24 protein-coding genes and 1 pseudogene are annotated in these 23,954 nt (G+C 71.4%); 9 read left to right on the top strand and 16 right to left on the bottom strand.

All coding sequences use genetic code 11. The features are described 5' to 3' along the window. Positions 1–120: 120 nt before the first annotated feature. Positions 121–801: a response regulator transcription factor gene (locus ACIO3P_RS22835; RefSeq protein ID WP_329824677.1), complete on the bottom strand. Its 681-nt coding sequence runs from the start codon at positions 799–801 to the stop codon at positions 121–123. Beyond that, positions 798–2,102: a histidine kinase gene (locus tag ACIO3P_RS22830; protein WP_401855458.1), complete on the bottom strand. Its 1,305-nt coding sequence runs from the start codon at positions 2,100–2,102 to the stop codon at positions 798–800. The genes ACIO3P_RS22835 and ACIO3P_RS22830 overlap by 4 nt, the downstream gene beginning before the upstream one ends. A gap of 226 nt (positions 2,103–2,328) precedes the next feature. Here ACIO3P_RS22830 and ACIO3P_RS22825 point away from each other — a divergent pair, with 226 nt between their 5' ends. The 3 genes from ACIO3P_RS22825 to ACIO3P_RS22815 are packed head-to-tail and all read left to right on the top strand — an operon-like array spanning position 2,329 to position 3,339. Continuing rightward, positions 2,329–2,457 (top strand): hypothetical protein, encoded by a 129-nt coding sequence (locus ACIO3P_RS22825; RefSeq protein ID WP_401855461.1) that lies wholly within the window; start codon positions 2,329–2,331, stop codon positions 2,455–2,457. Then, positions 2,454–2,894: a helix-turn-helix domain-containing protein gene (locus tag ACIO3P_RS22820; RefSeq protein ID WP_401855462.1), complete on the top strand. Its 441-nt coding sequence runs from the start codon at positions 2,454–2,456 to the stop codon at positions 2,892–2,894. Before ACIO3P_RS22825 ends, ACIO3P_RS22820 begins: the two co-directional genes overlap by 4 nt. Positions 2,895–2,928: 34 nt before the next feature. Next, positions 2,929–3,339, top strand: a complete 411-nt coding sequence (locus ACIO3P_RS22815; protein WP_329824681.1) for a VOC family protein — start codon at positions 2,929–2,931, stop codon at positions 3,337–3,339. 36 nt (positions 3,340–3,375) lie between these two features. Here the strand turns inward: ACIO3P_RS22815 and ACIO3P_RS22810 are convergent, their stop codons facing one another. The 6 genes from ACIO3P_RS22810 to ACIO3P_RS22785 form a co-directional block, all read right to left on the bottom strand. Then, positions 3,376–4,965 (bottom strand): type IV secretory system conjugative DNA transfer family protein, encoded by a 1,590-nt coding sequence (locus ACIO3P_RS22810; RefSeq protein WP_401855465.1) that lies wholly within the window; start codon positions 4,963–4,965, stop codon positions 3,376–3,378. Between the two features lies 1 nt (position 4,966). Next, positions 4,967–6,442: an ATP-binding protein gene (locus tag ACIO3P_RS22805; protein WP_401789616.1), complete on the bottom strand. Its 1,476-nt coding sequence runs from the start codon at positions 6,440–6,442 to the stop codon at positions 4,967–4,969. A 90-nt stretch (positions 6,443–6,532) separates the two neighbouring features. Continuing rightward, positions 6,533–8,086, bottom strand: coding sequence for an SCO6880 family protein (locus ACIO3P_RS22800; protein ID WP_329824685.1), 1,554 nt, complete (start codon positions 8,084–8,086; stop codon positions 6,533–6,535). Then, positions 8,083–9,573 (bottom strand): hypothetical protein, encoded by a 1,491-nt coding sequence (locus ACIO3P_RS22795; protein WP_401855468.1) that lies wholly within the window; start codon positions 9,571–9,573, stop codon positions 8,083–8,085. Before ACIO3P_RS22795 ends, ACIO3P_RS22800 begins: the two co-directional genes overlap by 4 nt. Next, entirely contained in the window at positions 9,563–10,423 is an 861-nt protein-coding gene (locus ACIO3P_RS22790) for a hypothetical protein (protein ID WP_329824686.1), read from the bottom strand. The genes ACIO3P_RS22795 and ACIO3P_RS22790 overlap by 11 nt, the downstream gene beginning before the upstream one ends. A 211-nt stretch (positions 10,424–10,634) precedes the next feature. Further along, a complete protein-coding gene (locus tag ACIO3P_RS22785) occupies positions 10,635–10,943 on the bottom strand; it encodes a hypothetical protein (RefSeq protein ID WP_003985768.1) in 309 nt (102 codons plus the stop codon). 420 nt (positions 10,944–11,363) lie between these two features. Here ACIO3P_RS22785 and ACIO3P_RS22780 point away from each other — a divergent pair, with 420 nt between their 5' ends. Both ACIO3P_RS22780 and ACIO3P_RS22775 read left to right on the top strand, forming a co-directional pair. After that, entirely contained in the window at positions 11,364–12,347 is a 984-nt protein-coding gene (locus ACIO3P_RS22780; RefSeq protein WP_329825099.1) for a bifunctional lytic transglycosylase/C40 family peptidase, read from the top strand. Between the two features lie 289 nt (positions 12,348–12,636). After that, positions 12,637–13,365 carry a phosphatase PAP2 family protein gene (locus ACIO3P_RS22775; protein WP_329824687.1) on the top strand — a complete coding sequence of 243 codons (729 nt, stop codon included), beginning with the start codon at positions 12,637–12,639 and terminating at the stop codon, positions 13,363–13,365. A gap of 61 nt (positions 13,366–13,426) precedes the next feature. On the opposite strand, the gene ACIO3P_RS22770 is transcribed toward ACIO3P_RS22775, so the two are convergent. The 4 genes and pseudogenes from ACIO3P_RS22770 to ACIO3P_RS22755 all read right to left on the bottom strand — a co-directional run. Continuing rightward, on the bottom strand, positions 13,427–14,047 hold the full coding sequence (locus tag ACIO3P_RS22770) for a sortase domain-bontaining protein (RefSeq protein WP_401855472.1): 621 nt from the start codon (positions 14,045–14,047) through the stop codon (positions 13,427–13,429). 101 nt (positions 14,048–14,148) lie between these two features. Beyond that, positions 14,149–15,063: a hypothetical protein gene (locus ACIO3P_RS22765; RefSeq protein WP_401855474.1), complete on the bottom strand. Its 915-nt coding sequence runs from the start codon at positions 15,061–15,063 to the stop codon at positions 14,149–14,151. A 145-nt stretch (positions 15,064–15,208) separates the two neighbouring features. Beyond that, complete coding sequence (locus tag ACIO3P_RS22760) at positions 15,209–16,813, bottom strand: FAD-binding oxidoreductase (RefSeq protein ID WP_401855477.1); 1,605 nt, start codon at positions 16,811–16,813, stop codon at positions 15,209–15,211. Between the two features lie 179 nt (positions 16,814–16,992). Continuing rightward, positions 16,993–17,190, bottom strand: a pseudogene (locus tag ACIO3P_RS22755) (hypothetical protein); the annotation flags it as partial. A gap of 129 nt (positions 17,191–17,319) precedes the next feature. Here ACIO3P_RS22755 and ACIO3P_RS22750 point away from each other — a divergent pair. Then, positions 17,320–18,147 carry a hypothetical protein gene (locus ACIO3P_RS22750; protein WP_401855479.1) on the top strand — a complete coding sequence of 276 codons (828 nt, stop codon included), beginning with the start codon at positions 17,320–17,322 and terminating at the stop codon, positions 18,145–18,147. A gap of 156 nt (positions 18,148–18,303) precedes the next feature. Beyond that, positions 18,304–18,522 carry a hypothetical protein gene (locus ACIO3P_RS22745; RefSeq protein WP_401855482.1) on the top strand — a complete coding sequence of 73 codons (219 nt, stop codon included), beginning with the start codon at positions 18,304–18,306 and terminating at the stop codon, positions 18,520–18,522. A gap of 39 nt (positions 18,523–18,561) precedes the next feature. Here ACIO3P_RS22745 and ACIO3P_RS22740 read toward each other — a convergent pair whose 3' ends face one another. Beyond that, on the bottom strand, positions 18,562–18,948 hold the full coding sequence (locus tag ACIO3P_RS22740) for a metal-sensitive transcriptional regulator (protein WP_329824693.1): 387 nt from the start codon (positions 18,946–18,948) through the stop codon (positions 18,562–18,564). Between the two features lie 216 nt (positions 18,949–19,164). Between ACIO3P_RS22740 and ACIO3P_RS22735 the strand changes: the two genes are divergently transcribed. Both ACIO3P_RS22735 and ACIO3P_RS22730 read left to right on the top strand, forming a co-directional pair. Further along, positions 19,165–19,785 carry a DUF47 family protein gene (locus ACIO3P_RS22735; protein ID WP_329824694.1) on the top strand — a complete coding sequence of 207 codons (621 nt, stop codon included), beginning with the start codon at positions 19,165–19,167 and terminating at the stop codon, positions 19,783–19,785. Positions 19,786–19,790: 5 nt separating this feature from the next. Continuing rightward, a complete protein-coding gene (locus tag ACIO3P_RS22730) occupies positions 19,791–20,789 on the top strand; it encodes an inorganic phosphate transporter (RefSeq protein ID WP_329824695.1) in 999 nt (332 codons plus the stop codon). A gap of 227 nt (positions 20,790–21,016) precedes the next feature. Here ACIO3P_RS22730 and pstB read toward each other — a convergent pair whose 3' ends face one another. From pstB to pstC, 3 genes are read right to left on the bottom strand one after another with little or no spacing between them, the layout of a single operon-like run. Further along, complete coding sequence (gene pstB, locus ACIO3P_RS22725) at positions 21,017–21,793, bottom strand: phosphate ABC transporter ATP-binding protein PstB (RefSeq protein WP_329824696.1); 777 nt, start codon at positions 21,791–21,793, stop codon at positions 21,017–21,019. A 52-nt stretch (positions 21,794–21,845) separates the two neighbouring features. Further along, positions 21,846–22,928, bottom strand: a complete 1,083-nt coding sequence (gene pstA / locus ACIO3P_RS22720) for a phosphate ABC transporter permease PstA (RefSeq protein ID WP_329824698.1) — start codon at positions 22,926–22,928, stop codon at positions 21,846–21,848. Further along, on the bottom strand, positions 22,925–23,917 hold the full coding sequence (gene pstC / locus ACIO3P_RS22715) for a phosphate ABC transporter permease subunit PstC (RefSeq protein WP_329824699.1): 993 nt from the start codon (positions 23,915–23,917) through the stop codon (positions 22,925–22,927). The genes pstA and pstC overlap by 4 nt, the downstream gene beginning before the upstream one ends. Positions 23,918–23,954: the final 37 nt, after the last annotated feature.

Here is a 23,954-nt window from a genome sequence, read left to right as displayed (position 1 = left end):
GGGACCCTGTGGGAGAGTAGGACGCCGCCGAACAATCATTGACGGGAATGCCCCGCACCTCTGGTGCGGGGCATTTCTGCGTTCCAGACCCGTTTAGGCCCCCTTGCATGCGCCCCCCGTTCATTCCGGGCTCACCAGGCGGCTGTCGTACGCCAGGATCACCGCCTGGACGCGGTCCCGTGCACCCGTCTTGGCGAGGATGCGGGAGATATGCGTCTTCACCGTCGATTCCGCGAGGTGGAAGCGCTCCGCGATTTCCTGGTTCGTCCAGCCCCGGCCGATGGCGGTGAGGATCTCCTGCTCGCGGTCGGTGAGCCGGGCGAGCCTGGGATGGGTGTCGGCCGGCTCCTGGTGGGCCGGGGGAGTGCGCGCCGTCGGCAGGCGGTGGGCGTACGCGTCCAGGAGGCGGCGCGTCAGGCTCGGGGCCACCACCGCGTCGCCGCTCGCGACGGCACGTATCCCGGAGAGCAGTTCCTCCGGGAGCGCGTCCTTGACCAGGAAGCCGCTGGCGCCCGCCCGCAGCCCGGCGTACGCGTACTCGTCCAGGTCGAACGTCGTCATGATGAGGATCCTGCTCCGGCTGCCGGACGCCACGATTCTGCGGGTGGCCTCGATGCCGTCCAGGCCCGGCATGCGGATGTCCATCAGGACGACGTCCGGGTGGAGTTCGGCCGCGAGCCGTACCGCCTCCGTGCCGTTGCCCGCCTCGCCCAGGAGCGTCATGTCGTCCTGGCTCTCCAGAAGCATGCGGAAGCCGAAGCGCTGCATCGGCTGGTCGTCGACGACGAGCACGGTGGTCACTGGTCTGCGGTGTCCTTCTGGATGCTGGGCAGGTGGAGGCGGACGCGCCAGCCGTGCGCCGGGTGCGGCAGCGGGCCGGCCTCCAGTGTGCCGTCGTACAGGGCCGCCCGCTCACGCATTCCGGGGATGCCCCGGCCCGTGGCGGGCTCGCCCCGGTCGCGGGAGGCCGTTGCCCCGGAGTCGGTGATCGTCACCGTCACACCGTCCGCTGCGTATGACAGGTTCATGTCTGTTTCTGGCGGCTTCCCGTCCTCCCGGCGCGCGTGCTTGAGCGTGTTGGTGAGAGCCTCCTGCACCACCCGGTAGACCGTGAGCTGCTGCCCGGCCGGCAGCGAGTACGCCGGTCCGGCCACGGTCAGGTGGACGGGCAGCCCGGCGGCCCGTACACCGTCGAGCAGATGGTCCAGGTCGGCCAGCGCGGGCTGCGGTGCCAGTTCGGCGGTCGGGGTCTCGCGCAGGACGTCGAGCAGGCGGCGCAGTTCGGCGAGGGCCTGGCGGCTGGTCGTGCCGATGGCCTCCAGCGCCTCCGAAGCGCGCTGCGGGTTCTTCTTCGCCGCGTAGGAGCCGCCGTCCGCGAGGCCCGTGATGACGGAGAGGTTGTGGCCGATGATGTCGTGCATCTCGCGGGCGATACGGGCGCGTTCGGCGGCGGCGGCGAGCTGGGTCTGCTGGTCGCGCTCGACCTCCAGCCGCCGCGCGCGCTCCACCAGCGAGGCCGTGTACTCCTGGCGGCTGCGTACGGCCAGCCCCAGCAGCGCGCCGATCATGAGGATGTTCGCCCCCGGCACGATGTAGTAGTTCCAACTGTCGGCCGTGTAGCGGGCGAGGGCCAGGGCGAAGGGCGCCAGGCCCACGGCGACGGAGGCGGTGAGCGTACGGAGCGGGAGCCGCAGCGCGATGTTGTAAAGGGCGACGGTTGGGAGGAAGTACGCCTGAAGGTGGGCGCCGCTCCATGTGTTGACCAGGGCGAACGGCAGCATCACCAGCATCGCGGTGACCGGGTGACTGCGGCGCCACAGCAGCGGTACGCAGAAGCCGAGGCTCATCACCACCACCAGCCACGTCGGCGCATCCGGGGTGAGCGCGGTGCTCCGCCAGCCGCCCGAGGCGTCGATGAGCGCCGCCACCAGGAAGAAGGCGGTGACGTGGATGTCCCAGGTCAGGGGGTGCCGGCGGTCGAAGCGCCGGACCCGGCCCGCGAGCCGGTTCAGCCGGCCCGTGAGCGGCTGGGCACCGGCCGACCAGCCCTCGCCGGGCGCCGTCCCGGCGTCCGTGACGCGCTCCTCGGCTGTCGTGCGCACCCCCGTATTCTCGTCGTCCCCGTGGTGTCGCGGGGAGGGGGCGTACGCCGCAGTGCTTGAGCAGGGTGCTCCCAGAACCATGGTGTCGACGGTAGGCAGCGGGCGGGCGCGGATCGTCGTACCGGGGGCGGGTGACGGGGCGCCGCGTAGTACCGGGGGAGTACGGAGGCCGGGGGCGGGGAAAAACGGCGTTGCGGGCGGGGTTGTGCGCGCGGAGGATCGGCGCATGAACCACGTGATACGGCCGGTACGCCCCGACGAATGGCCCAGGACCAGGGAGCTCCGGCTCGACGCGCTCCGGGACCCGGCGGCCGGCTGGGCGTGGGCGCCGGAGCTGGCGGTCGAGCGCCCGTGAGCCGGGCCGTGGAAGAGACCAACCGCCGGATGCTCCGTGCGCGGGACGCGATGGACCGGGCCTACGCGCAGCCGCTGGACGTCCCGGCCCTGGCCCGGATCGCCCATGTGTCGCCGGCGCACTTCACCCGCACGTTCCGGGCGACGTTCGGTGAGACGCCGCACCGTTACTTGCAGCGTCGCCGTGTCGAGCGGGCGATGTTCCTGCTGCGGGAGAGCGATCACAGCGTGACGGACATCTGCTTCGAGGTCGGCTTCGGCAGCCCGGGAACCTTCAGCCGTACGTTCCACGACATCGTCGGCCGGTCGCCGAGGACGTACCGGAAGGAAGCCGTGGCCGAGCAGGCCGCGGCCAAGGAGGTGGCTACGGAGACGGCGGTCACGGGCGTACCGAACTGCTTCACCATGGCGTGGAAGCGGCCGAGCAGTTTTGGATAAGTTTTCGCCCGGCCCGCCCAGTAGCGTGATGAACATGTTCAACGCCATCACGCACTCGCAGATATACGTCCTCGATCAGGACGAGGCCCTCGACTTCTACGTCGGCAAGCTCGGCCTGGAGGTCAACACCGATGTCGACCTGGGCTTCATGCGCTGGCTGACCGTCAACGTTCCCGGTCACCCGGAGCGCCAGGTCCTGCTGGAGAAGCCGGGCCCTCCCGCGATGTCCGAGGAGACGGCGCAGCAGGTCCGCGAGCTGGTCACCAAGGGCGCCACGGGCGGCTCGCTCTTCTTCAGCACGGACGACTGCCGCAAGACGTACGAGACGCTGCTGGCCCGGGGCGTCGAGTTCACCGACGAGCCCACCGAACGTCCGTACGGAACCGACTGCGGTCTCCGCGACCCCTTCGGCAACAGCATCCGCTTCACCCAGCCCGCCGGCTGAGGGACGTCCGGCCTCTGCGGAGCGTCCGGCAGTTCCCTACGGAGCGTCCGGCAGTTCCTCGTGGGGCCAGCGGTCCTTGCCCTGCTGCCGGGAGCGGAGCAGGGCGAGCGTCGGCATGCCTCGGTCCTGGCCGGTGGTCAGCAGCTCCGGGACGCGGGGGAACGGCGCCACCGCCGCCACGTCGTCCAGGACGAGGGACATTGGTGGGTCGAGCCGACCGTCAGATGACCGTGCGGCCATGCGGCGGCCGTGCTCGACCACGCTTGAGGTGAGTGCGGTGAGCAGCGGCATCGCACCCGGGCGGGCGCGGGGATCTTCGATCGACTCGCCCACCACATAAAGCGTGCCCCCCTCGCTCACAAAAGAATCCAGCGCGAGGGCATCGGTTCTGTTCGGCGTGCAGGCGTTCCGGATATGGACCGACGAGAGGGCGGAGAGCGCGCGCGCCGTCAACTGCTGGGCGACCTCCCGGCGTTCGGGGTGTCCGGTGAGGGCGGACTCCAGCAGCCCGGCGAGGCCGGAGGCCGCCTTGGGGTGCGTACGGAGTATCCGTACGGCCTCCTGCGCGCCCCCGCCCTGCGCCCAGCGCAGCACCTGCTTCACCGGCCGCGCGTCCACCGCCGCGGCATGCAGCCAGCAGCGCAGGAGCGTCTCCGCCGTGTCGGCCATGGCGGCGTCGAGCAGGGCGTGCGGGCGTACGGGGGAGAGCAGCGCGGTCGCGCGGGCGGCGGCGGTGACGGGGTCCTCGCACCCCGCGGTGGGGGACCAGTGGAGCCGGTCGGGGGTGTCGCAGAGGTGGCCCGGGTCGTACACGAGGACGGGGCCGAGCTTGGCCCGCGCGTCCTTGGTCTCGGCCCAGACGGCGGGGGCGGAGGTGACGACGAGGGCGGGGCCCACGGCGTCCAGGACGGCCTGGACGGCGACGGGGCGTCGGGTGGCCGGGTCGCCGTACCGTACGCGCGGGGCGGGGACGGGCAGAGGGGCGGGGGCCGGTACGGGGGTTGGTACCGCCGTTGGTACCGCCGTTGGTACAGGGATCGGGTCCGGGGCAGAGGCCGGGGCAGGGACCGGGCTCGGTCTCTGGGGTGGGTTCTTGCCGAGGGTGTCGTGCGCCGGCGGCGCGTGCTCCAGCGTGTGTTCCAGCGCGGGCTCGTGGACCGGTGCGGGGGCCTGCCGGGGTACGGCGTCCCGGGCGTCCCGGGTGTCTCGCGCGTCCCCCTCGTACCCCTCGTACCGCTCCTGCTCCTTGCGTCTCGCCCGTACCACCCGGTAGCGCGCCACCACCCCGAGCACGAAAACCGTCAGGACGGTCAGCACCATGAGCTGGCTGATCAGCAGGCCCCAGAACAGCCCGTACCCCGACAGCTCCCCCGGCGGGGTCTCCGGCCAGGCGCCCGGCAGGTCGTGCGGTGCCGAGGCGAGTTCGCGCATGGCCATCGGCGTACGGACGAAGGTCACGCCCCGCGGCCAGCCGCCGTGGGCGAAGAGTCCCGCCAGCCCGGTGGCCGTCCAGACCAGCAGCGTCAGCCCGAGCAGGAAGCCCAGCAGGCCCAGCAGCAGCCCGTCCGGGATGCCGCCCTGGCCGCCGTGTCCGGGGCGCCGCTCCTCCTGGTGGTGGCGCGGCATGTCACGCCACCGTCGACTCGGAGGACTCGTCGAACTCCCGTTGCCGTTCCAGCAGGGCCGCCCGCTGCTCCGCCTCCCACTCCGCGGCCCGCATGTCCTCGTGCGGCTCGTGCGGTTCCGGTGGCAGCAGTCCGGCGCGCCGGGCCTCGGCCGCGTCGGCGGCGTCCGATGCCTCGGAGTTCTCGGTCATCGCCCGGTCGGTGAAGACCAGTGGCCGTTCCGCCTCCGTGACCAGGTGTTTGACGACCTGGACATTGCCGTTGACGTCCCAGACGGCGATCCCGGGGGTGAGCGTCGGAATGATCTCCACCGCCCAGCGGGGCAGGCCGAGGACCCGGCCCGTCGCTCTGGCCTCGTCGGCCTTCTGGGCGTAGATCGTGCGGGTCGAGGCCATCTTGAGGATGGCCGCGGCCTCCCGGGCCGCCGCCCCGTCGACCACGTCGGAGAGGTGGTGGACCACCGCCACGAAGGAGAGGCCGAGCCGCCGGCCGAACTTCAGCAGCCGCTGGAAGAGCTGGGCGACGAAGGGCGAGTTGATGATGTGCCAGGCTTCCTCGACCAGGAAGATGCGCTTCTTGCGGTCGGGGCGGATCCAGGTGTGCTCCAGCCAGACGCCCACGATCGCCATCAGGATCGGCATCGCGATCGAGTTGCGGTCGATGTGCGAGAGGTCGAAGACGATCAGCGGGGCGTCCAGGTCGATCCCGACCGTGGTCGGCCCGTCGAACATGCCCCGCAGGTCACCGTCGACCAGCCGGTCCAGGACCAGGGCGACGTCCAGGCCCCAGGCGCGTACGTCGTCCAGGTCGACGTTCATGGCCTCGGCCGACTCGGGTTCGGGATGGCGCAGTTGCTCGACGATGTCCATCAGCACGGGCTGCCGGTCGCTGCTCGTCGCGTTGACGTAGGCGTGCGCCACCTTGAGCGCGAAACCGGAGCGCTCGTCGAGGCCGTGGCCCATCGCGACTTCGATGATCGTACGGAGCAGGGCGAGCTGCCCGGTCGTGGTGATCGCCGGATCGAGCGGGTTGAGCCGGATCCCGTGGTCGAGCGCCGCCATCGCGTCCAGCCGGATGGGGGTTATGCCCAGCTCCTGGGCGATGAGGTTCCACTCGCCGGCGCCGTCCTCGCCCTGCGCGTCCAGGACGACGACCTGGCGGTCGCGGAAGCGGAGCTGGCGCAGGACGTACGTCTTCTCCAGCGCCGACTTGCCGTTGCCGGACTCGCCGAGGACCAGCCAGTGCGGGGCGGGGAGCTGCTGTCCGTACAACTGGAAGGGGTCGTAGATGTAGCCCTTGCCGCTGTAGACCTCACGGCCGATGATCACGCCCGAGTCGCCGAGGCCGGGGGCCGCGGTGGGCAGGTAGACGGCCTGGGCCTGGCCCGTCGACGTACGGACGGGCAGCCGGGTCGTCTCCACCTTCCCGAAGAGGAAGCTGGTGAAGGCTTCCGTGAGGACGGACAGCGGATCTCGCACCACAAGCCCCTTTCGGCTCTTCGGCTACGGCGGGTCGGGCAGCTACGGCGGGTCGGGCGGCAGCGGACCGCGTGGGTGGGGGCCGCCGGGTCAGCGGCGGATACCGGTCGCGAACGGCAGGGTGTTCACGAAGGCCCGGTGGTGCTCGCGGTCGCACCACTCCAGCTTCAGGTACGACTTGCCGGCCGACGCCCTGATCGTCCGCTTGTCCCTGGCCAGGGCCTCGGGGGACCGGGACGACACGGTGATGTACCCGACGAGGTTCACCCCCGCGGCCCCGCTGGCGAGATCCTCACCCCGCTGGTCCAGCCGGCCGTGCGCGGCGATGTCGCGCGGGTCGACCGTGCGGTTCATCTTGGCGGCGCGGCTGGCTTCCGCGTCGTCGTTGGTCTTCTCCGTCAGCATCCGCTCGATGGCGATCTCGGTCGGTTCGAGATCCATCGTGACCGAGACCGTACGGATCACATCGGGGGTGTGGACGAGCAGCGGCGCCAGGAAGTTGACGCCCACGGGCGTCATGGGCCACTCCTTGACCCAGGCGGTGGAGTGGCACCAGGGCGCGCGCGTCGAGGACTCGCGCGTCTTGGCCTGGAGATACGTCGGCTCCATGGCGTCCAGCTCGGCCGGCCAGGCGTTTCGTTTCGTCATGGCCTGGATGTGGTCGATCGGGTGGTCCGGGTCGTACATCGAGTGCACGAGCGAGGCCAGCCGCCCCTGGCCGAGGGGCTGCCGTACACGGATGTCCGCCTCGGCGAGCCGGGCGCAGATGTCGGTCAGCTCACGGGCCATGACGACGGCGAGGCCCGCGTCCCGGTCGAGCTTCTTCGTACCGGCGGCCTGCCGGGCCGCGCGGGCCATGGCCTGGCCCTCGGCGGCCAGTTCGCGCGTGTAGTGCATGCAGGCGACGAGGTAGGCGCGGTGCTGCTCGCTGGAGGTGGAGACCATCGACTGGAGCTGGTCGTACGAGTCCTGGAGCCAGCCGGGCGAGGAGGCGTCGCCGCGCTGGGCCACGTCCTTCTCGTGCGCGTCCGGGTCGGCGGGCAGCGTACGGGCGAGCATCTGGAGCCGGGTGACGAAGCCGTCGCCGTTGGCGACATGCTTGAGGAGCGTGCCGAAGCGGTCGACCAGGGCCTCCTGGTCCTCGCTGTCGCGCAGGCCGACGCCGGGGCCCTCGATCTCGATGGCGGCGGTGACGGTACGGCGGTCGGCGTGGAGCAGTACGGCGATCTCGTCCGGGCCGAACGGCGCGGCCAGCCAGTTGATCCGGCCGATGCCGGGGGGCGGGCCGACCTCGACCTCGCGCCCGTCGGTCCGGGTGCCGGCCTCCATGGCGCCGGAGCGGTAGACGGTGCCGTTGCGCAGGGTGCGCTTGAAGCTGCGGTTGATCTCGAACCACTTGTAGAGCGTGCGCTGCTTGTACGGCACGTACACGGCGCCGAGCGCGAGCAGCGGGAAGCCGGTCAGCGTCACGATCCGCAGGGACAGGACGGGCACCAGCAGGCCGCACATCATGCCGACGAACGCGCCGGCGATGATCAGGGCGATCTCGCCGGTCTCGCGGTTCTTGCCGACGATCGCGTTGGGCCTGGCGCGGCCGATGAGATACGTACGGCGGGGCGCCATCGGTTGGATCTGAGTCGTCAACGCCCTCCACCTCCAGTGCTGTTGTTGCCGTTACCGGTGCCGCGTGAGCCGCGTGCGCTGTGCGGGGTGGAGCTGGTGGGGCTGCTGCTGCGGGGCGGGGGCGTGGCGGAGGGGATGTGTCCGCCGCCTCCGCCTCCGCCGCCTCCGCCCGTGCCGCCGGAGGCGCTGCGCGCGCTGTGCGCGGCGACGCCGCCGGAGATCGGGTTGGCGGGCCGCGCGCCCCCGCCTCCGCCGCCTCCGCCGTCGCCCTGGCCGCCGCGTCCGCTGTGGGTCTTGATGCCCTGCGAGACGAGGGCGGCGGGCGAGCTGATGAGGGCGGCGGCCTGGGAACCGTCCGTGGCCTGCTTGCGGTTGGTACGGGCGGAGGCGATCTCGTCGCCGAAGCCGGGCACGAAGCGGTAGATCATCGCCGAGGCGAAGATCGCGAGGATGATGATGGCGAGGCCCGAGACGACGGCGGAGAGCGCGTCGGGGCCGCTGTCGGCGGAGAGCGCGCCGGCCAGGGCGAGGACGACCACGATCACCGGTTTCACCATGATGACGGCGATCATGATCCCGGCCCAGCGGCGGACGTGCCCCCACATGTTCTTGTCGACCAGCCCGGCGTAGACGACGGTGCCGAGCAGCGCGCCCACGTAGAGGAGGGCCGCCCGGATGACCAGTTCCAGCCAGAGGACACCGGCGGCGAGGATCGACACGAGCGAGACGACGATCAGCATGATCGGTCCGCCGCCGATGCTGTCGCCCTTCTTGAGGGCTTCGGAGAAGCCGCCGAAGAAGACGTCGGTCTGGCCGCCGCTGGAGGTGGAGATGACCTCGGTGACGCCGTCGGTGGCGGAGACGACGGTGTAGAGGATCAGCGGGGTGAAGGCGGAGGCCAGGACGGTCAGCCAGAGGAAGCCGATGGCCTCGGAGAGCGCGGTGGTGAGGGGAACGCCCCGGATGGCGCGCTTGGCGACGGCGAGGAGCCAGAGGACGAGCGTGAGGATCGTGGAGGCCGCGAAGACGACGGCGTACTGGCGGAGGAAGGCGGCGTTGGTGAAGTCGACGTTGGCGGTCTCCTTCACGGCGGCGCTGAGCTTCCCGACGATCCAGGCGGCGGCGTCGGCGCAGCCGCGGGCCAGGGAGGCGAGGGGGTCGAGGGCGTCGGTGGTGGTGGGCGGGCCGGACCTGCCGGTGCCGCTCTCGCCCCGCTCGCAGTACTCCTTGACCTGGCCGGACAGCAGATCGCAGTCGCCGCTCGACGAGGGGGACGGGGTGGGCGAGGGCGTCGGCGCCGCCGCGGCGCGCGTGGCGAGCAGGAGGAGCGTGGCCTGGAGGCCCGCCAGTACGGCGACGACGGAGCGGGCCCGGGGGCGGACGGAGGTCCCTGCGAGGGACCGGACGCGGACGCGGGTCCCTACGAGGGAGCGGGTCCCTGCGAGGGGGCGGACGAGGGACCGGACGCGGACGCGGGACCGGACGGGGCGCCGGGAGCTACCTGGCATAGGTGAAGCCTCCGTACTGCTCGACAGCCTTGCTGATCTCGTCCGCGGTGGAGGCCGCGACGTCCCCGGGCACCGGCGCCGGGCCGTTCTTCTGCGCGTCGGTGACGATCTTCCAGTCGTCACCGGTCCAGCTCAGCTCGAAGGTCCAGGTCTTCCACGTGGTGCTCACCGGGTCGGTGGAGTCGGGCCCTGACATCCCGAGCAGGCCCGTGTACCAGACCGACACCTTCGCGGTGTCCCCCGCCAGGCTCTCCACCTTCGTCCCGACCGGGATCGTCCGGGAGATGAAGTCGCTGCCCTGCGGGGGGTTGCCGTCGGCGTCCAGGCCCAGTTTCCGCAGGAACTCGGGGGAGTACGCCTGGTCCTGCGGCCCCTTCAGCCGGGCCGCCGCCTCGGGGGTGTAGACGCTGTCGACGACGGTGTGGCGGCTGTCCTGGTGGAACATGCCGTCCGAGCCCAGGACCACCGCGTAGTTCGCCGCCGCGCTGGCCGCGCCCTGTTCGTTCCTGGCGAAGCCCGACGGGATCGTTCCGTTCTTGCCCGTCACCGGTTTCACGCCCGTCGCCGCCGTCGGGTCGGCGCCCGCGCCCGATGCGCCCTTGGTGGTGTCGCCGGCCGTGTCGCCGCCGCCTCCGCGGTTCACGAACGCGATGGCGGCGATGAGCAGGACCACCACGCCCACCACGGTGACGAGGGAGCGCGAGCTGCGGCCCGGACGGCGCGGACCGTCGCCGTAGGGGTCGGTGCCTCTGGCGTCGGGCAGGCGGGTACGGGTCTGGCCCGAGCCGCCGAAGCCGTCGTCCTTACGGCCCGAGTCGCCGCCGTAGCCGTGCTCGTCGCCGAAGCTCATGCCGCGTACGCTCCCTCAGCCGTGTGCGATTCCGCGTAGTACGACGGTAGCCGTGCTGGTTCCCGCGCGGGCGCGGTGTGGTGACTCGACATCAGGGTGACGCAACCTCAGCGGGTGGATGCGAGGGACAGGTGGGGTCGAGGGGTGGGCGGGGGATAGGAGGGGACGGAGGGAGAGGAGGGAGGAGGCGGGCCGGCGGGGCCGGTCCGCGTCAGACGGCCATGCCGTACACGATGGTGAACAGCGTGCCCAGCGAGCCGATGATGAAGACGCCGGTCAGCCCGGCGACGATCAGCCCCTTGCCCTGCTCCGCGCTGAAGGTGTCCCGGAGCGCCGTCGCCCCGATCCGTTGCTTCGCCGCGCCCCAGATCGCGATACCGAGGCAGAGGAGGATGGCCACCGCCATCACGACCTCGATCATGACTCGGGCCTCGTTCCCCAGTGTCCCGAAGGGCCCCCAGTTGGGCGCGATGCCACCGATGATGGTGGTGATGTCGCCCTTTTCGGCCGCCAGGTACATGTAACTCACCGCCCCTGTTGGGTCATTCACGCCCGTGCCCCATGACACGGGTCACGCTCTATCTTCGCTGATGGAACTGGCCTCGTGGGCCGCTTGGCGGCTCTCTTTACCCGATCCCCGCACAGATGACCGACCCGGGGCTCTGACCAGCCACGGATCGGGTGGTGCGCGTTCACGTATGGTTACTCTGTGTATCACGAGGCGTGACTCCGGGCAATGACTGTCGTTGTTACACCTTTATGGTCCCGCTCGCCCGGTCTGCGGGTTCCGTGCGCCCCCTGTGTCCTCATGTCCTCGAAGTGCACCCCCTGATCCGGGGGCCTCCCGCCTACACTGGCCAATCGACAGAGGCCCTGAGGCGGAGGGTGGGTGACGGTGCGTAAGGCATGGCTGGCCGTGGCCGGCGCGGGGGGACTGTCGATGTCCTTCGTCGCCCTGCTCGTCGTGGGTACGTACTCCGCCGCCGCCGGACTCGTCGGCGGTACGGCGGGGGGCGGCAGGGCCGTGGGGCTGGCCAAGGGGGCCGTTCCCGCCGCCTACCAGAATCTCGTGTCGACCTGGGGCAATCTCTGCCCCGCCATCAACCCCGCCCTGCTCGCCGCGCAGTTGTACCAGGAGAGCGGGTGGAACCCGAGCGCGCAGAGCCCGGCCGACGCCAAGGGCATCGGGCAGTTCATCCCCGGTACGTGGGAGGCCCACGGGATCGACGGGAACAAGGACGGCGTCCGGGACATCTGGGACCCGGCCGACGCGATCCCCTCCGCGGCCTCGTACGACTGTGAACTCGCCGGATATGTGAAGGACGTGCCCGGCGACCCGACCAGCAACATGCTCGCGGCGTACAACGCCGGGGCGTACGCGGTCATCAAGTACGGGGGCGTCCCGCCGTACCGGGAGACCCAGAACTACGTCAAGATCATCCGGACGCTGGAGGAGAGCTTCGCCCGGCCCGTCGGACGGGTCGACCCGTCGCGGCAGGCCGCGGCGGCCCTCTACTTCGCGCAGCAGAAGCTCGGCACGCCCTACCTCTGGGGCGGGAACGGGACCGCCGACCAGGGAGGGCGGTTCGACTGCTCCGGGCTGACCCAGGCCGCGTACCGGACCGTGGGGATCGAGCTGCCCCGGGTGGCCAACGACCAGTACAACGCGGGCAAGCACCCCTCGCGGGAGGAACTGCTCCCCGGGGACCTCGTCTTCTTCTCGGACGATCTCACCGATTCGCGGGCCATCCGGCACGTCGGGCTCTACGTGGGGGGCGGGTACATGATCAACGCGCCGTACACCGGTGCCGTGATCCGGTTCGACAAGATCGACACCCCGGACTACTTCGGGGCGACCAGAGTCACCGAGGACGGCGCGAAATCGCTGCCGACCGGGCTGCCGGGGAGCCGTCCCGAAGCCTGAACCGGGCGGACGAGTGGCCGGCCCGTGGTGGTCGGGTGGCCGGAAGTCTCCGTCCTTCGGCCCTCCTGAGCTGCGACTTTGTGTCACTCTTCGATAACGTCATGGTGATCGTTCGGTAGAGACTGGAACGGGGGCGGCGTGTAGGCCGTTCCCTGGACGGGAGCTGCGGTACTGATCACTGATCACGCGGCATGTCGCGCGGATGTTCCGTACCGACCACGGGGGTTGGTGGAAGCGGCGCACACGGAGGTGTGCCGCGGCGGGCTTACAAGGCAAGGGGCCGCAGCAGATGGCTGGACTCGTACTGGACGGTTCGAACCCCGACGTCGGCCTGCTCTACGACATCAACGGACTGGCCAAGGACGCCCCGTCCTGGTCCGACCGCGTCATGGCGTTCACCGGCGAGTACGGGATCCTGCTCGCCCTGGTCCTCGTCGCGCTCTGGTGCTGGTGGAGCGTGCGCCGCCGCGGCTCGGCCGAGGACTCGGTCACGGCCGTCGCCGGGCTGGTCTGGGCGCCGCTCGCCGCCGGGATCGCGCTGCTGGTCAACATTCCGATCCGCGGGTTCGTGGAACGGCCGCGGCCGTTCGTCGACCACAAGGACCTCGAAGTCCTCGTCACGGGCAAGACGGACTTCTCGTTCGTCAGCGACCACGCCACGATGGCGATGGCCGTGGGCGTCGGGATCTTCATCGCCCACCGGAAGTTCGGGCTGGCCGCCATCGGTCTGGCCCTCCTCGAAGGCTTCTGCCGCGTCTACATGGGCGTCCACTACCCGACCGACGTGATCGGCGGCTTCGCCCTCGGCACGGCCGTCGCCCTGCTCCTCACGCCCCTGGCGCTCGCCCTGCTGACGCCGCTGGTCTCGGCGGTCTCCCGCTCGGCGCGGCTCGGCCCGCTCGTCCGGTCGCGGCGGGCGCGGGAGGCGGACGGTACGGCGGGTGCCGAAGCGGTCGGCGGTACGCGGCCCCTGGGCATCCCCGAGCCGCGCCCGGACGACAACAACCTGGCCGCCTGAGCCGACCTGGGCGACGGGGGTACGTGGCCGACGGGGGTACGTGACCGACGGGGTTACGCGGCTACGGCGCCGCCGCTGCCGCGCTGACGACCACGTTCGCGTCCCAGTGGCCCTCCGCGTCGATGACCCCGCCGCAGGTGATCAGCCGTAGCTGCGGGTCGGGCACCGGACCGTAGACCAGCTCGGTGGGGAAGCGCTTCGTCGGGTACGTGTCGACCGCCGTCACCCGGAACGGCCGCCGCGTGCCGTCGCCCGACTCCGTCTCGATCACCTCGCCCACCCGCAGCCGGCCCAGCCTGGCGAAGACCGCGTTCTTGATGTTGTCCCGGCCGTTGCGGACCGGGACGGTGCCCGGGTTGGCCGGGGCGTCCCGGTGGCCGACCAGCACGGCGGGGCCGGGCTCGCCGGGGCGCGGGCCCGCCGCGTACCAGCCGACCTTCATCGCGTGCCGGAAGCTCGGCGCGTCCAGCGTGCCGGCCGGGTCGAGCGCCAGCGGCTGGATCGCGGCGTCGACGCCGAGCGCCGGGATCCGCAGCCGTACGGGGGCGGAGGGCGGGTCCGTGACACGGACGAGGCGGGGCTCGCGGGCGGCGGCGGTCGCGGCGGGTGCGGCGGGCGGCGCGGCCGTCAGATGCAGCGTCACGGCGGTGGCCCCGCCCAGGACCGCGACGGCGAGCAGCACCCGTATCGCCCAGACCGAGGCCGAAGCCGAGGCCGAAGTCGAAGCCGAGGCCGGCGCCCGGTCAGGGGCGGGCGCGCCGTCCGTCCGCCCCGCGTGTCCGGTCAGGGCTCGCCGCCCGTCGCGCGGCGCTGGAGGCGGCGTACCACCAGGATCGTGCCCGCGGAGGCCGCGGCGGTGGTGCCGATGGCGAGGGCGAGCCGGGCCACGCGGTCGCGGTCGGCGGGGCCCGTCGCTTCGGCGGCGGCGACCGGGTGGTCGGCGCCGCCCCGCGCCGCGCCGGACGGGGTGACCCGCAGCGCCCCGACGGACGGACTGCTCACGGCGGAGGACCTCCGGGGGGTGACCGAGGCCCTGGGCGTGACGGCCGGCTTCGGGACGGCCGAGGTCTTCGGGACGGACGGGGCCTTCGGGAGGGACGGGGCCTTCCGCGTGGCGGTGGCGGTGGCCGGGGGCCTGGCTCTCGACGTGGCCGAGATCGTTCCGGAGGCGGAGGGCCTCGGTGACGCCGCCGGCCCCGGCGACCTGGACGCGCCCGCCCCCGCGCCCGCGCCCGTCGTCAGCGCCGTGCCGTTCGGGGCCACCAGGCTGAAGCCCGGCACATGCTGGCCCTGGGGGCGGTTCGGCCGGTCGTTCTTGTAGTAGTACAGCGGGTGCCCGTTGTAGACGACCTGCGGCCGGCCGCTGTTCGCCGCGCGCAGCACGGTCCGTGAGGTCAGGGCCGTCACGCCCCGCCCCTTGGCCGGAAAGCCCGTCGCCGCGGGCCAGGTCCTGGCGCACTCGCCGGTGCACCGGAGGCCCGCCGACCGGTCCGCCGTCCGCAGATAGAGCGGGTTGCCCGCCCGGTCGGCCAGCGCCGGGCCCGCCGCGGTGTCGATGAGCGTCAGCTCACCCGGATCGGTCGGCCGGTCGACGGCCGAGGCGGCGCCGGCGCCCGGCGCGAGGAGGAGCAGGGTGGCGGCGGTGACGGGTACGGCTATCCGGAGTCCGGTTCCGGGGCGGTTTCCGGGTCGGTGCATGAGTACGCCCTTGCGGTCGGTGGCCTGGCGGTGCGGGTCTGCTACCAGGTCATCGCCGGGCGCCCGGCGCGGCCACCTCGGTGGGCCGTACGGCCTAGACACGTACGTCCTCCAGCGCCTGTGACTCCTCCAGCGCCCGCGACTCCTACAGCGCCTGCGGGAAGTCGAAGAGCCGCTCCGGGTCGTACCGCCCCTTCAGCCGGGCCAGCCGGTCCGCCGCCGTTCCGTAGTACGCCGCGCGCCAGTCGGTCAGCGCCGGGTCGGCGTAGTTCTGGTAGGCCGCGCCCGACGCGTACCTGCGCATCGCCCCATGGGCGTTTTTCAGCCAGGCCCGCTGCTCCGTTCCCGGGTGACCGGGGCGCCACGCGCCGATGTACTGCGCCAGCATCCGCGAGCGCCGGTGGACGAAGGCCGTCGCCGCCGGGTCGACGCGGTTGACCGCCCCGCCGAGCGCGGTGAGCGCGATCGAACCGGCGCCGCCCTGCGAGACCGGGAGCCGGGTGAACCCCTCGACCGCGGCGGTCAGGGCGCGCCGCCCGGCGGCGGAGAGGGAGCGGTCGAAGAAGTCGGAGGCCCCGGCGTACGTCTCGCGCCCGAGCGCGCCCCCGGGGTCGCGGCCCGGTGTCGTGCCGGGCAGCCTGCACTGTTCCTCGGCGTAGCCGGAGCAGCCCGCGTACAGGAGCATCGCCTCCTGGTAGCCGCGGCGGCGTACGGAGACGGAGCGCGCGGAGCCGGGGCCGCCGGGGCCGTCGGCGAGCCGGTCGACCGCGTTCTTGAGGTCCTGTTCGGTGCCGAGGGAGAGGACGGAGAGCGAGAGGGTGGGCGCCTGCCCGCCGGGGCCCGCCGTGAGATGGAGGGCGGACCAGATCTCGTCCGGCTGCTCGGGCCCCCACTTCTGCCAGGCGGCGAGCAGCGTGTCCGCCTTCGACCAGGGCCAGCTCGCGTTCGCGACGACGACGTCGGACGCCGGGTGCGTACGGAAGCGCAGCTCGGTGACGACGCCGAAGTTGCCGTTCCCGGCGCCGCGCAGCGCCCAGAAGAGGTCCGTGTTCCGCCGCGCGTCGGCGGTCAGGCGTTTGCCGTCGGCCGTGACGACGGTCGCGGAGAGGAGGCTGTCGCAGGTGAGGCCGTAGGCGCGGGAGGTGACGCCGTGGCCGCCGCCCAGGGTGAGCCCGGCGATGCCGACCGTGGGGCAGGACCCGGCGGGGATCGTCCGGCCGCGGTCCGCGAGCGCGCGGTAGACGTCGGAGAGCCGGGCGCCCGCGCCGATCGTGGTCTCCGTGGCCGCGTACGTGAGCGAGTCGAGCCGCGACACGTCGATGACGAGCCGGCCGTTGCCGCTGGACCAGCCCGCGTACGAGTGGCCGCCGCCGCGGATCGAGACGGGCGTACGGTGCGTGCGCGCGAAGGCGAGGCACTCCCTGATGTCGTCCTCGCCGGTGGCGTAGGCGACCGCGGCGGGTTTCAGGTCGTCGTAGCGGGTGTTGTAGAGCTGACGGGCCGTGGCGTACGCGGCGTCGCCGGGCCGTACGAGCTCGCCGTCGAGCCCCCGCGCGAGCGCGGCCCAGCTCGGTCCCGCCGCGGTGGCGGCCACGGAGGTGGACCGGGACGCGGACGGCTCGGGTCCTGTGCCCGGGGCCTTGCCGGAGTCGCCCGTACCGCTTCCCGTATCCCTGTCCGTGCCGCCCGAGCAGGCCGTCGCGGTGGCCGCCAGGCCGACCGCGGCGGTGAGCAGTGTGCGCCGTTCCATGTACGCCCCTCCCGATGACCGCGTCCCCTCGGCGATGCCGTTGGAGTACAGGACGGGTCACGGGGCGGGGCGGGTTCCACCGGGTGGCGGGAGTCTCAGCGGAGGGAGGTCGTGGCGCCGAGGGTGTTCCCGGCGTCCACGGCACGGTCCACCGCACGGTCGGCGGCGTGGTCCACGGCGTGTTCGGTGGCGTGTTCGGTGGCGTCCGTACGGGCGCGGTCGCGGGCTCTTCGGGCCGGGCCCGACCAGCCGCAGGTACAGCGGGCCAGGCAGAACGACCCGCGTTCGAGGGTCGAGGCCGTGTGCGCCGCGGTGGGGGACGCGGCGGATGCGGGGGAGAGGGCGGTGGGGGGTTCGGAGACGTGATGCTCGCTCACCTCTCCACCGTACCGGTGAGTCCGCGCGCCGTGACCGGGTGCGGCGTGACGGGGAACGGCGGGCGTCGTTATGCGGAACGGGTGGGCTTCGGACAAACGGCGGTCACGCGTGTTGGGGGTTGGCAGGCGATGGTGGTGCGGCAGCACGGACACAGAGGAGCGGCGTTCGCCGCCCTGGCCGTGGCGGGGGTCGTGGCCGCCGCGGGCGGCTGTTCCGCGAGCGGCGGCGCGGTGGCCGACGACCGGCCGGGCAGCGATCCGGGGGCGGTGCGGAAGGCGGCCGACGTGCTGCGTGCGGCGGGCAGCTCCAAGGCCCGTACGTCGATGGAGATGGCGGCCGGCGGGACCAGGGTGACCATCAGGGGCGAGGGCGGCTACGACTTCGGCCGGCGGATCGGGCGGCTCCAGGTCGTCCTGCCCAGGGATCCCGCGGGCGCGAGCGAGCACCGGCCGATCACCGAGCTGCTCGCGCCGGGCGTCCTCTACATGAAGAACCGCGGCGCCGGGGTGCCCGCCGACAAGTGGGTCAGGGTCGACTCGACGGCCCTGGAGGACGGGAATCTGGTCACCGGCGGGGTGACGGATCCGCTCACCTCCGCGGAGCTGCTGCGCGCCGCCCGGAACGTGACCTTCGTGGGTGAGCAGGATCTGGCCGGTGTACGGGTCTGGCACTACCGGGGGGTCACCGATCTGGGCCGGGCGGCGAAGGTGGCGTCGGCGGAGGCGCGCGGGGCGCTGGCCGCGGCGGCGAAAGGGTTCGGCGCGGACGCGGTGCCGTTCGACGCGTATCTGGACGAGGCGGGGCGGCTGCGCAAGGTCAGGCACCGGTTCAGCTATCTCAACCAGGGGCAGCCGGTCGAGGTCGCCTCGACGACGCTGCTGTACGCGTTCGGGGAGCGGGTCACGGTGACGCTGCCCCCGGAGGACGACATCTTCAGCGGAGAGATCAAGACCTGAGCGCTCCGGGAGCGGCAAGATCAGATCAAGCCGTAACCGAGGAGGACCAAGACGGAAATGGTCCGGACGTGCCATGCGCGGTGTGTATCACCCTCCCTACGCTAGGAAGCCGAGACCGGCGGGACCGGACGGACCGGCAGGAAGAGGTGAGGGCACGTGGCTCTGGTGCGTACGCCGCCCGTTCACGACCATGTGGCCCTGGCCGAGATCGAGTGGTGCGGCGAGCTGATGATCGCGGCGTCCGCGACGGACGGGGAGCGGCTCAGCCCGGACCGTATCGACGAGGTGCTGAACGTACGGGTGGAGCGCCCCGCGCCCCCGCGCCACCCGCAGCCGTCCCGGGGCCCTCGCCGGCGGGAGCCCTGCTCCGAGTGACATCGCCGCCGGCGCCGCTGGCGGCGGCCGTACGGCAGGTCAGGTGCGGAGGAGCCGGGCGATCGCTTTCGTCGCCTCCTCCACCTTCGCGTCGATCTCGTCGCCGCCCTTGACCGCGGCGTCGGCCACGCAGTGCCGCAGATGCTCCTCCAGGAGCTGGAGCGCGAAGGACTGGAGCGCCTTCGTCGACGCGGAGACCTGGGTGAGTATGTCGATGCAGTAGACGTCCTCGTCGACCAGGCGCTGGAGGCCGCGGATCTGGCCCTCGATCCGGCGCAGCCGTTTGAGGTGCTCGGCCTTCTGGTGGTGGTAGCCGTGCACCCCGCGGTCGTGATCGGTCTCCGCCACCCCGGATGTGGCGTTGGTCGCGTCCGTCACGGAGGGCGCGCCGCCCGTCGCCGCGCCGGCCGCCTCTGTGGTCGTCATCGCGTCCTCCTGCTGGTGTTCCGTGCGCTCCGCGCGCGCTGTCCGAAAAGGGGGATATACCCCACGTGGGTATATGGTACCCGTCTGTGAGCCTTGGGGCAGGGCCCTGTGCTCATCTCCCCGCCCCATGAGTGACACTGGGGTGCCGGTTAGCTGTGGCCGGATGATGCGCCTAGCATCACCCCTGACCGAATCCATGTAACCCGAGGACCCCACGTGCGATTTCGTCTGACCCCCAGGGAGACGAGCTTCTACGACATGTTTGCCGCGTCCGCGGACAACATCGTCACGGGCTCCAAGCTCCTGATGGAACTCCTCGGTGCGGATTCCTCCGCCCGGGCCGAGATCGCGGAGCGGATGAGGGCAGCGGAGCACGCGGGCGACGACGCCACTCACGCGATCTTCCATCAGCTCAACTCCTCCTTCATCACGCCGTTCGACCGCGAGGACATCTACAACCTGGCGTCCCAGCTCGACGACATCATGGATTACATGGAGGAGGCCGTCGACCTGGTCGTCCTCTACAACGTCGAAGAGCTCCCCAAGGGCGTCGAGCAGCAGATCGAGGTCCTCGCGCGCGCCGCCGAGCTGACCGCCGAGGCCATGCCGCACCTGCGGACGATGAACAACCTCACCGAGTACTGGATCGAGGTCAACCGGCTGGAGAACCAGGCCGACCAGATCCACCGCAAGCTGCTGGCCCATCTCTTCAACGGCAAGTACGACGCGATGGAAGTACTCAAGCTCAAGCAGATCGTCGACGTGCTCGAAGAGGCCGCCGACGCGTTCGAGCACGTCGCGAACACGGTGGAGACCATCGCCGTCAAGGAGTCCTGAACCACGTGGACACCTTTGCGCTGATCGTGACCATCGGTGTCGCGCTCGGCTTCACGTACACCAACGGCTTCCACGACTCCGCGAACGCGATCGCGACCTCGGTCTCCACCCGGGCCCTGACGCCGCGCGCCGCCCTCGCGATGGCCGCCGTCATGAACCTCGCGGGCGCGTTCCTGGGGCAGGGCGTCGCCAAGACCGTCAGCGAAGGGCTGATCGCCACCCCGCACGGTTCGCGGGGCATGGGCATCCTCTTCGCCGCGCTGGTCGGGGCGATCGTCTGGAATCTGGTCACCTGGTACTACGGACTGCCGTCCTCCTCCTCGCACGCGCTGTTCGGCGGCATGGTGGGCGCGGCGCTCGCCGGCGGTACGGAGGTGATCTGGTCCGGGGTCCTGGAGAAGATCGTCATCCCGATGTTCGTCTCGCCGGTCATCGGACTGGTCGTGGGCTATCTGGTGATGGTCGCGATCATGTGGATGTTCCGCAGGTCCAACCCGCACAAGGCCAAGCGCGGCTTCCGGATAGCCCAGACCGTCTCGGCGGCGGGCATGGCGCTGGGACACGGTCTCCAGGACGCGCAGAAGACGATGGGCATCGTGGTGATGGCCCTGGTCATCGCCGATGTCGAGGGCTCCGGCGACGAGATCCCGGTCTGGGTGAAGATCGTCTGCGCGCTGATGCTCTCCCTCGGTACGTACGCGGGCGGCTGGCGCATCATGCGGACGCTCGGCCGGAAGATCATCGAGCTGGACCCGCCGCAGGGCTTCGCGGCGGAGACGACCGGGGCGTCGATCATGTTCGGCTCGGCGTTCCTGTTCCACGCGCCGATCTCGACGACGCATGTCATCACCTCGGCGATCATGGGCGTGGGGGCGACGAAGCGGGTGAACGCGGTCCGCTGGGGTGTCGCCAAGAACATCATCCTGGGCTGGTTCATCACGATGCCCGCGGCGGCGCTGGTGGCGGCCGTCAGCTTCTGGATGGTCAACCTCGCCTTCGGCTGACGCCGGCCGGTCCGTACGGTCGGTGCGCGGCCCGGTTCCGTACCACGTGATGGGGCCCGCCCCCCCTGGGAGAGGGGGCGGGCCCTTCGTCTTGCGGTGGCACCGCCATGCAGCACCGCAGGACGTCTGTGTCGCCAGGTCCCGACTGTCCGGGGACGGCCGTCCGTCCGAAGACGGTCGGTCGGCCGTCCGAGGACGGTCAGCCGTCCGGGCTGTCGGACGGGGACCTATCCGAAGCGGCCGGAGATGTAGTCCTCCGTCGCCTGCACGGACGGGTTGGCGAAGATCCGCTCGGTCTCGTCGATCTCGATGAGCTTGCCGGGCTGGCCGACGGCCGCCAGGTTGAAGAAGGCCGTACGGTCCGAGACCCGCGCCGCCTGCTGCATGTTGTGCGTCACGATGACGATCGTGAAGCGCTCCTTCAACTCCCCGATCAGGTCCTCGATCGCGAGCGTGGAGATCGGGTCCAGCGCCGAGCACGGCTCGTCCATCAGCAGCACCTCCGGCTCGACCGCGATCGCGCGGGCGATGCACAGCCGCTGCTGCTGGCCACCGGAGAGCCCGGAGCCGGGCTTGTTCAGGCGGTCCTTGACCTCGTTCCAGAGGTTGGCGCCCTTGAGGGACTTCTCGACGACGTCCGCGAGCTCGTTCTTGCGGGCCGCGCCGTTCAGCCGCAGCCCCGCCGCGACATTGTCGAAGATCGACATGGTCGGGAACGGGTTCGGGCGCTGGAAGACCATGCCGACGGTACGGCGTACCGCGACCGGGTCGACGTTCGCCCCGTACAGGTTCTCGTCGTCCAGGAGCACCTTGCCCTCGACGCGGCCACCGGGGGTGACCTCGTGCATCCGGTTCAGGGTGCGAAGGAAAGTGGACTTGCCGCAGCCGGACGGGCCGATGAAGGCCGTCACGGAGCGGGGCTCGACGGTCATCGAGATGTCGTCGATGGCCCGGTGGGAGCCGTAGAAGGCGGTCAGTCCGCTGACGTCGATGCGCTTGGCCATTACAACCACTGCTTCTTTCGTGGCTCCGCGCGGCGGAGCCGGGATTCGGGCCTCAGCGGCCGGTCTTCGGGGCCTTCCAGCGGGCGATGCCGCGCGCCACCAGGTTCAGGATCATCACGAACGCGATCAGCACCAGCGCTGCCGCCCACGCACGGTCGACCGACGCCACTTCACCGAGCTTGTACTGCTCGTAGATGTAGAAGGGGAGCGACGACTGGGCACCCTCGAAGGGGTTGTTGTTGATGAGCTGGCTGCCGAAGACGAGAAGGATGATCGGCGCGGTCTCACCCGCGATACGCGCGATCGCGAGCATCACACCGGTGGTGATGCCGCCGATCGCGGTCGGCAGGACCACCTTGAGGATCATGCGCCACTTCGGTACGCCCAGGGCGAGCGCGGCCTCGCGCAGCTCGTTCGGTACGAGCTTGAGCATCTCCTCGGTGGAACGGACCACGACGGGGAGCATCAGGATCGTCAGCGCGAGCGAGCCCATCAGGCCGGACGGCTCGGTACCGGTCATCAGCATCAGCGAGAGGATGAACAGACCGGCGACGATCGACGGGATGCCGGTCATGACGTCCACGAAGAACGTCACCGCCTTGGCGAGCCCGCCCTTGCCGTACTCCACCAGGTAGACGGCGGTCAGCAGACCGAGCGGGGTGGCGATCACCGTGGCGATGCCGACCTGCTCCAGCGTGCCGATCAGCGCGTGGTAGACGCCGCCGTTCGCCTCGGAGCCCAGGACCCCGGCCATGGAGTGCGTCAGGAAGTTGACGTCGAGGACCTTCACGCCGCGCACGATCGTGGTCCACAGCAGCGAGAACAGCGGGATGACCGCGAGGACGAAGCACACCCAGACGACGCTGGTGGCGAGCCGGTCCTTGGCCTGGCGCTGGTTCTCGACGGCCGTCGTGACGGTGTACGAGATGGCGAGGAAGGCGACGACGGCGATCAGGCCCCACTGGACCTTGCTGTGCAGGCCCGCGCCCGCGCCGATGCCGACACCGACGAGAACGCCGAGCGCGGCGAAGCCGGCCGGGGCCCAGCGCGGCAGGCTCCGCTGGCTGAGGCTGCCGCGCCGGCCGCCGGACGGCGGTACGGGGGTCGGCGTGTCCTGTATGGCTGCGTGGCTCATGCGTTGGCCCCCGAGTACTCCTTGCGGCGCGCGATGATCAGCCGGGCCGCACCGTTCACCAGCAGGGTGAGGACGAAGAGGACCAGACCGGAGGCGATCAGGGCGTCGCGCCCCAGCTCGTCGGCCTCGTCGAACTTCGCCGCGATGTTCTGGGCGAACGTGCCGCCGCCCGGGTCGAGCAGGTGGAGCGAGATCAGGTAGTTCGGGGAGAGGACCGTGGCGACGGCCATCGTCTCGCCGAGCGCGCGGCCGAGGCCCAGCATCGAGGCGGAGATGACACCCGAGCGTCCGAAGGGGAGCACGGAGAGCCGGATGACCTCCCAGCGGGTGGCGCCGAGCGCGAGCGCGGCCTCCTCGTTCATCCGCGGAACCTGGAGGAAGACCTCCCGGCTGACGCTCGTCACGATCGGCAGGATCATGATCGCCAGCAGGATGCCGACGGTCAGCATGTTCCTGGCCACGCCGGGCTGCGTCTGGTCGAAGATGTACGTCCACGCGAAGTACTCGTCGAGCCAACTGTTGAGACCGCCGAGATACGGCACGAGCACCACGGCACCCCAGATGCCGTAGATGATGCTCGGCACGGCGGCCAGCAGGTCCACCACGTACGCGAGGGGCGCGGCCAGCCGGCGCGGCGCGTAGTGCGAGATGAACAGGGCGATGCCGACGGCGATCGGAACCGCGATGAACATCGCGATGATCGAGCTGATGATCGTGCCGAAGAGCAGGACCGCGATGCCGAAGACCGGCGGGCTCGCGGAGGGGTTCCAGTCGAAGGTGGTGAGGAAGTTGCCCTGGTCCTTCGAGATGGCGATGGCGGCGCGGTAGGTGAGGAACCCCGCGATCGACGCCATGAGGACGAGCAGCAGAATGCCCGAGCCCCTGGAGAGGCCCGAGAAGATCTTGTCGCCCGCGCGGCCCGTGGAGGGCCGGGACGGGGGGTCGGCCGGCGGGGCCGGCGGAATGTCTATCGGTGTGGTGGAAGCCATGTCTTTCCGGTCTGTGTGGGGGAGTGCTGGCTCCCCT

Source organism: Streptomyces sp. NPDC087310, from assembly GCF_044744405.1.
Lineage (GTDB): Bacteria > Actinomycetota > Actinomycetes > Streptomycetales > Streptomycetaceae > Streptomyces.
Note: the sequence above shows the minus strand (reverse complement) of the source record. Positions and strands in the feature narration are given on the sequence as shown.

Excerpts from the sequence above, each read along its gene's own strand:
- ACIO3P_RS22825 (WP_401855461.1), top strand. The coding sequence starts at position 2,329 with ATGAACCACGTGATACGGCCGGTACGCCCCGACGAATGGCCCAGGACC.
- ACIO3P_RS22815 (WP_329824681.1), top strand. The coding sequence starts at position 2,929 with ATGTTCAACGCCATCACGCACTCGCAGATATACGTCCTCGATCAGGAC.
- ACIO3P_RS22810 (WP_401855465.1), bottom strand. The coding sequence starts at position 4,965 with ATGCCGCGCCACCACCAGGAGGAGCGGCGCCCCGGACACGGCGGCCAG.
- ACIO3P_RS22795 (WP_401855468.1), bottom strand. The coding sequence starts at position 9,573 with ATGCCAGGTAGCTCCCGGCGCCCCGTCCGGTCCCGCGTCCGCGTCCGG.
- ACIO3P_RS22790 (WP_329824686.1), bottom strand. The coding sequence starts at position 10,423 with ATGAGCTTCGGCGACGAGCACGGCTACGGCGGCGACTCGGGCCGTAAG.
- ACIO3P_RS22785 (WP_003985768.1), bottom strand. The coding sequence starts at position 10,943 with ATGTACCTGGCGGCCGAAAAGGGCGACATCACCACCATCATCGGTGGC.
- ACIO3P_RS22780 (WP_329825099.1), top strand. The coding sequence starts at position 11,364 with ATGTCCTTCGTCGCCCTGCTCGTCGTGGGTACGTACTCCGCCGCCGCC.
- ACIO3P_RS22775 (WP_329824687.1), top strand. The coding sequence starts at position 12,637 with ATGGCTGGACTCGTACTGGACGGTTCGAACCCCGACGTCGGCCTGCTC.
- ACIO3P_RS22765 (WP_401855474.1), bottom strand. The coding sequence starts at position 15,063 with ATGCACCGACCCGGAAACCGCCCCGGAACCGGACTCCGGATAGCCGTA.
- ACIO3P_RS22760 (WP_401855477.1), bottom strand. The coding sequence starts at position 16,813 with ATGGAACGGCGCACACTGCTCACCGCCGCGGTCGGCCTGGCGGCCACC.
- ACIO3P_RS22750 (WP_401855479.1), top strand. The coding sequence starts at position 17,320 with ATGGTGGTGCGGCAGCACGGACACAGAGGAGCGGCGTTCGCCGCCCTG.
- ACIO3P_RS22740 (WP_329824693.1), bottom strand. The coding sequence starts at position 18,948 with ATGACGACCACAGAGGCGGCCGGCGCGGCGACGGGCGGCGCGCCCTCC.
- pstB (WP_329824696.1), bottom strand. The coding sequence starts at position 21,793 with ATGGCCAAGCGCATCGACGTCAGCGGACTGACCGCCTTCTACGGCTCC.
- pstA (WP_329824698.1), bottom strand. The coding sequence starts at position 22,928 with ATGAGCCACGCAGCCATACAGGACACGCCGACCCCCGTACCGCCGTCC.
- pstC (WP_329824699.1), bottom strand. The coding sequence starts at position 23,917 with ATGGCTTCCACCACACCGATAGACATTCCGCCGGCCCCGCCGGCCGAC.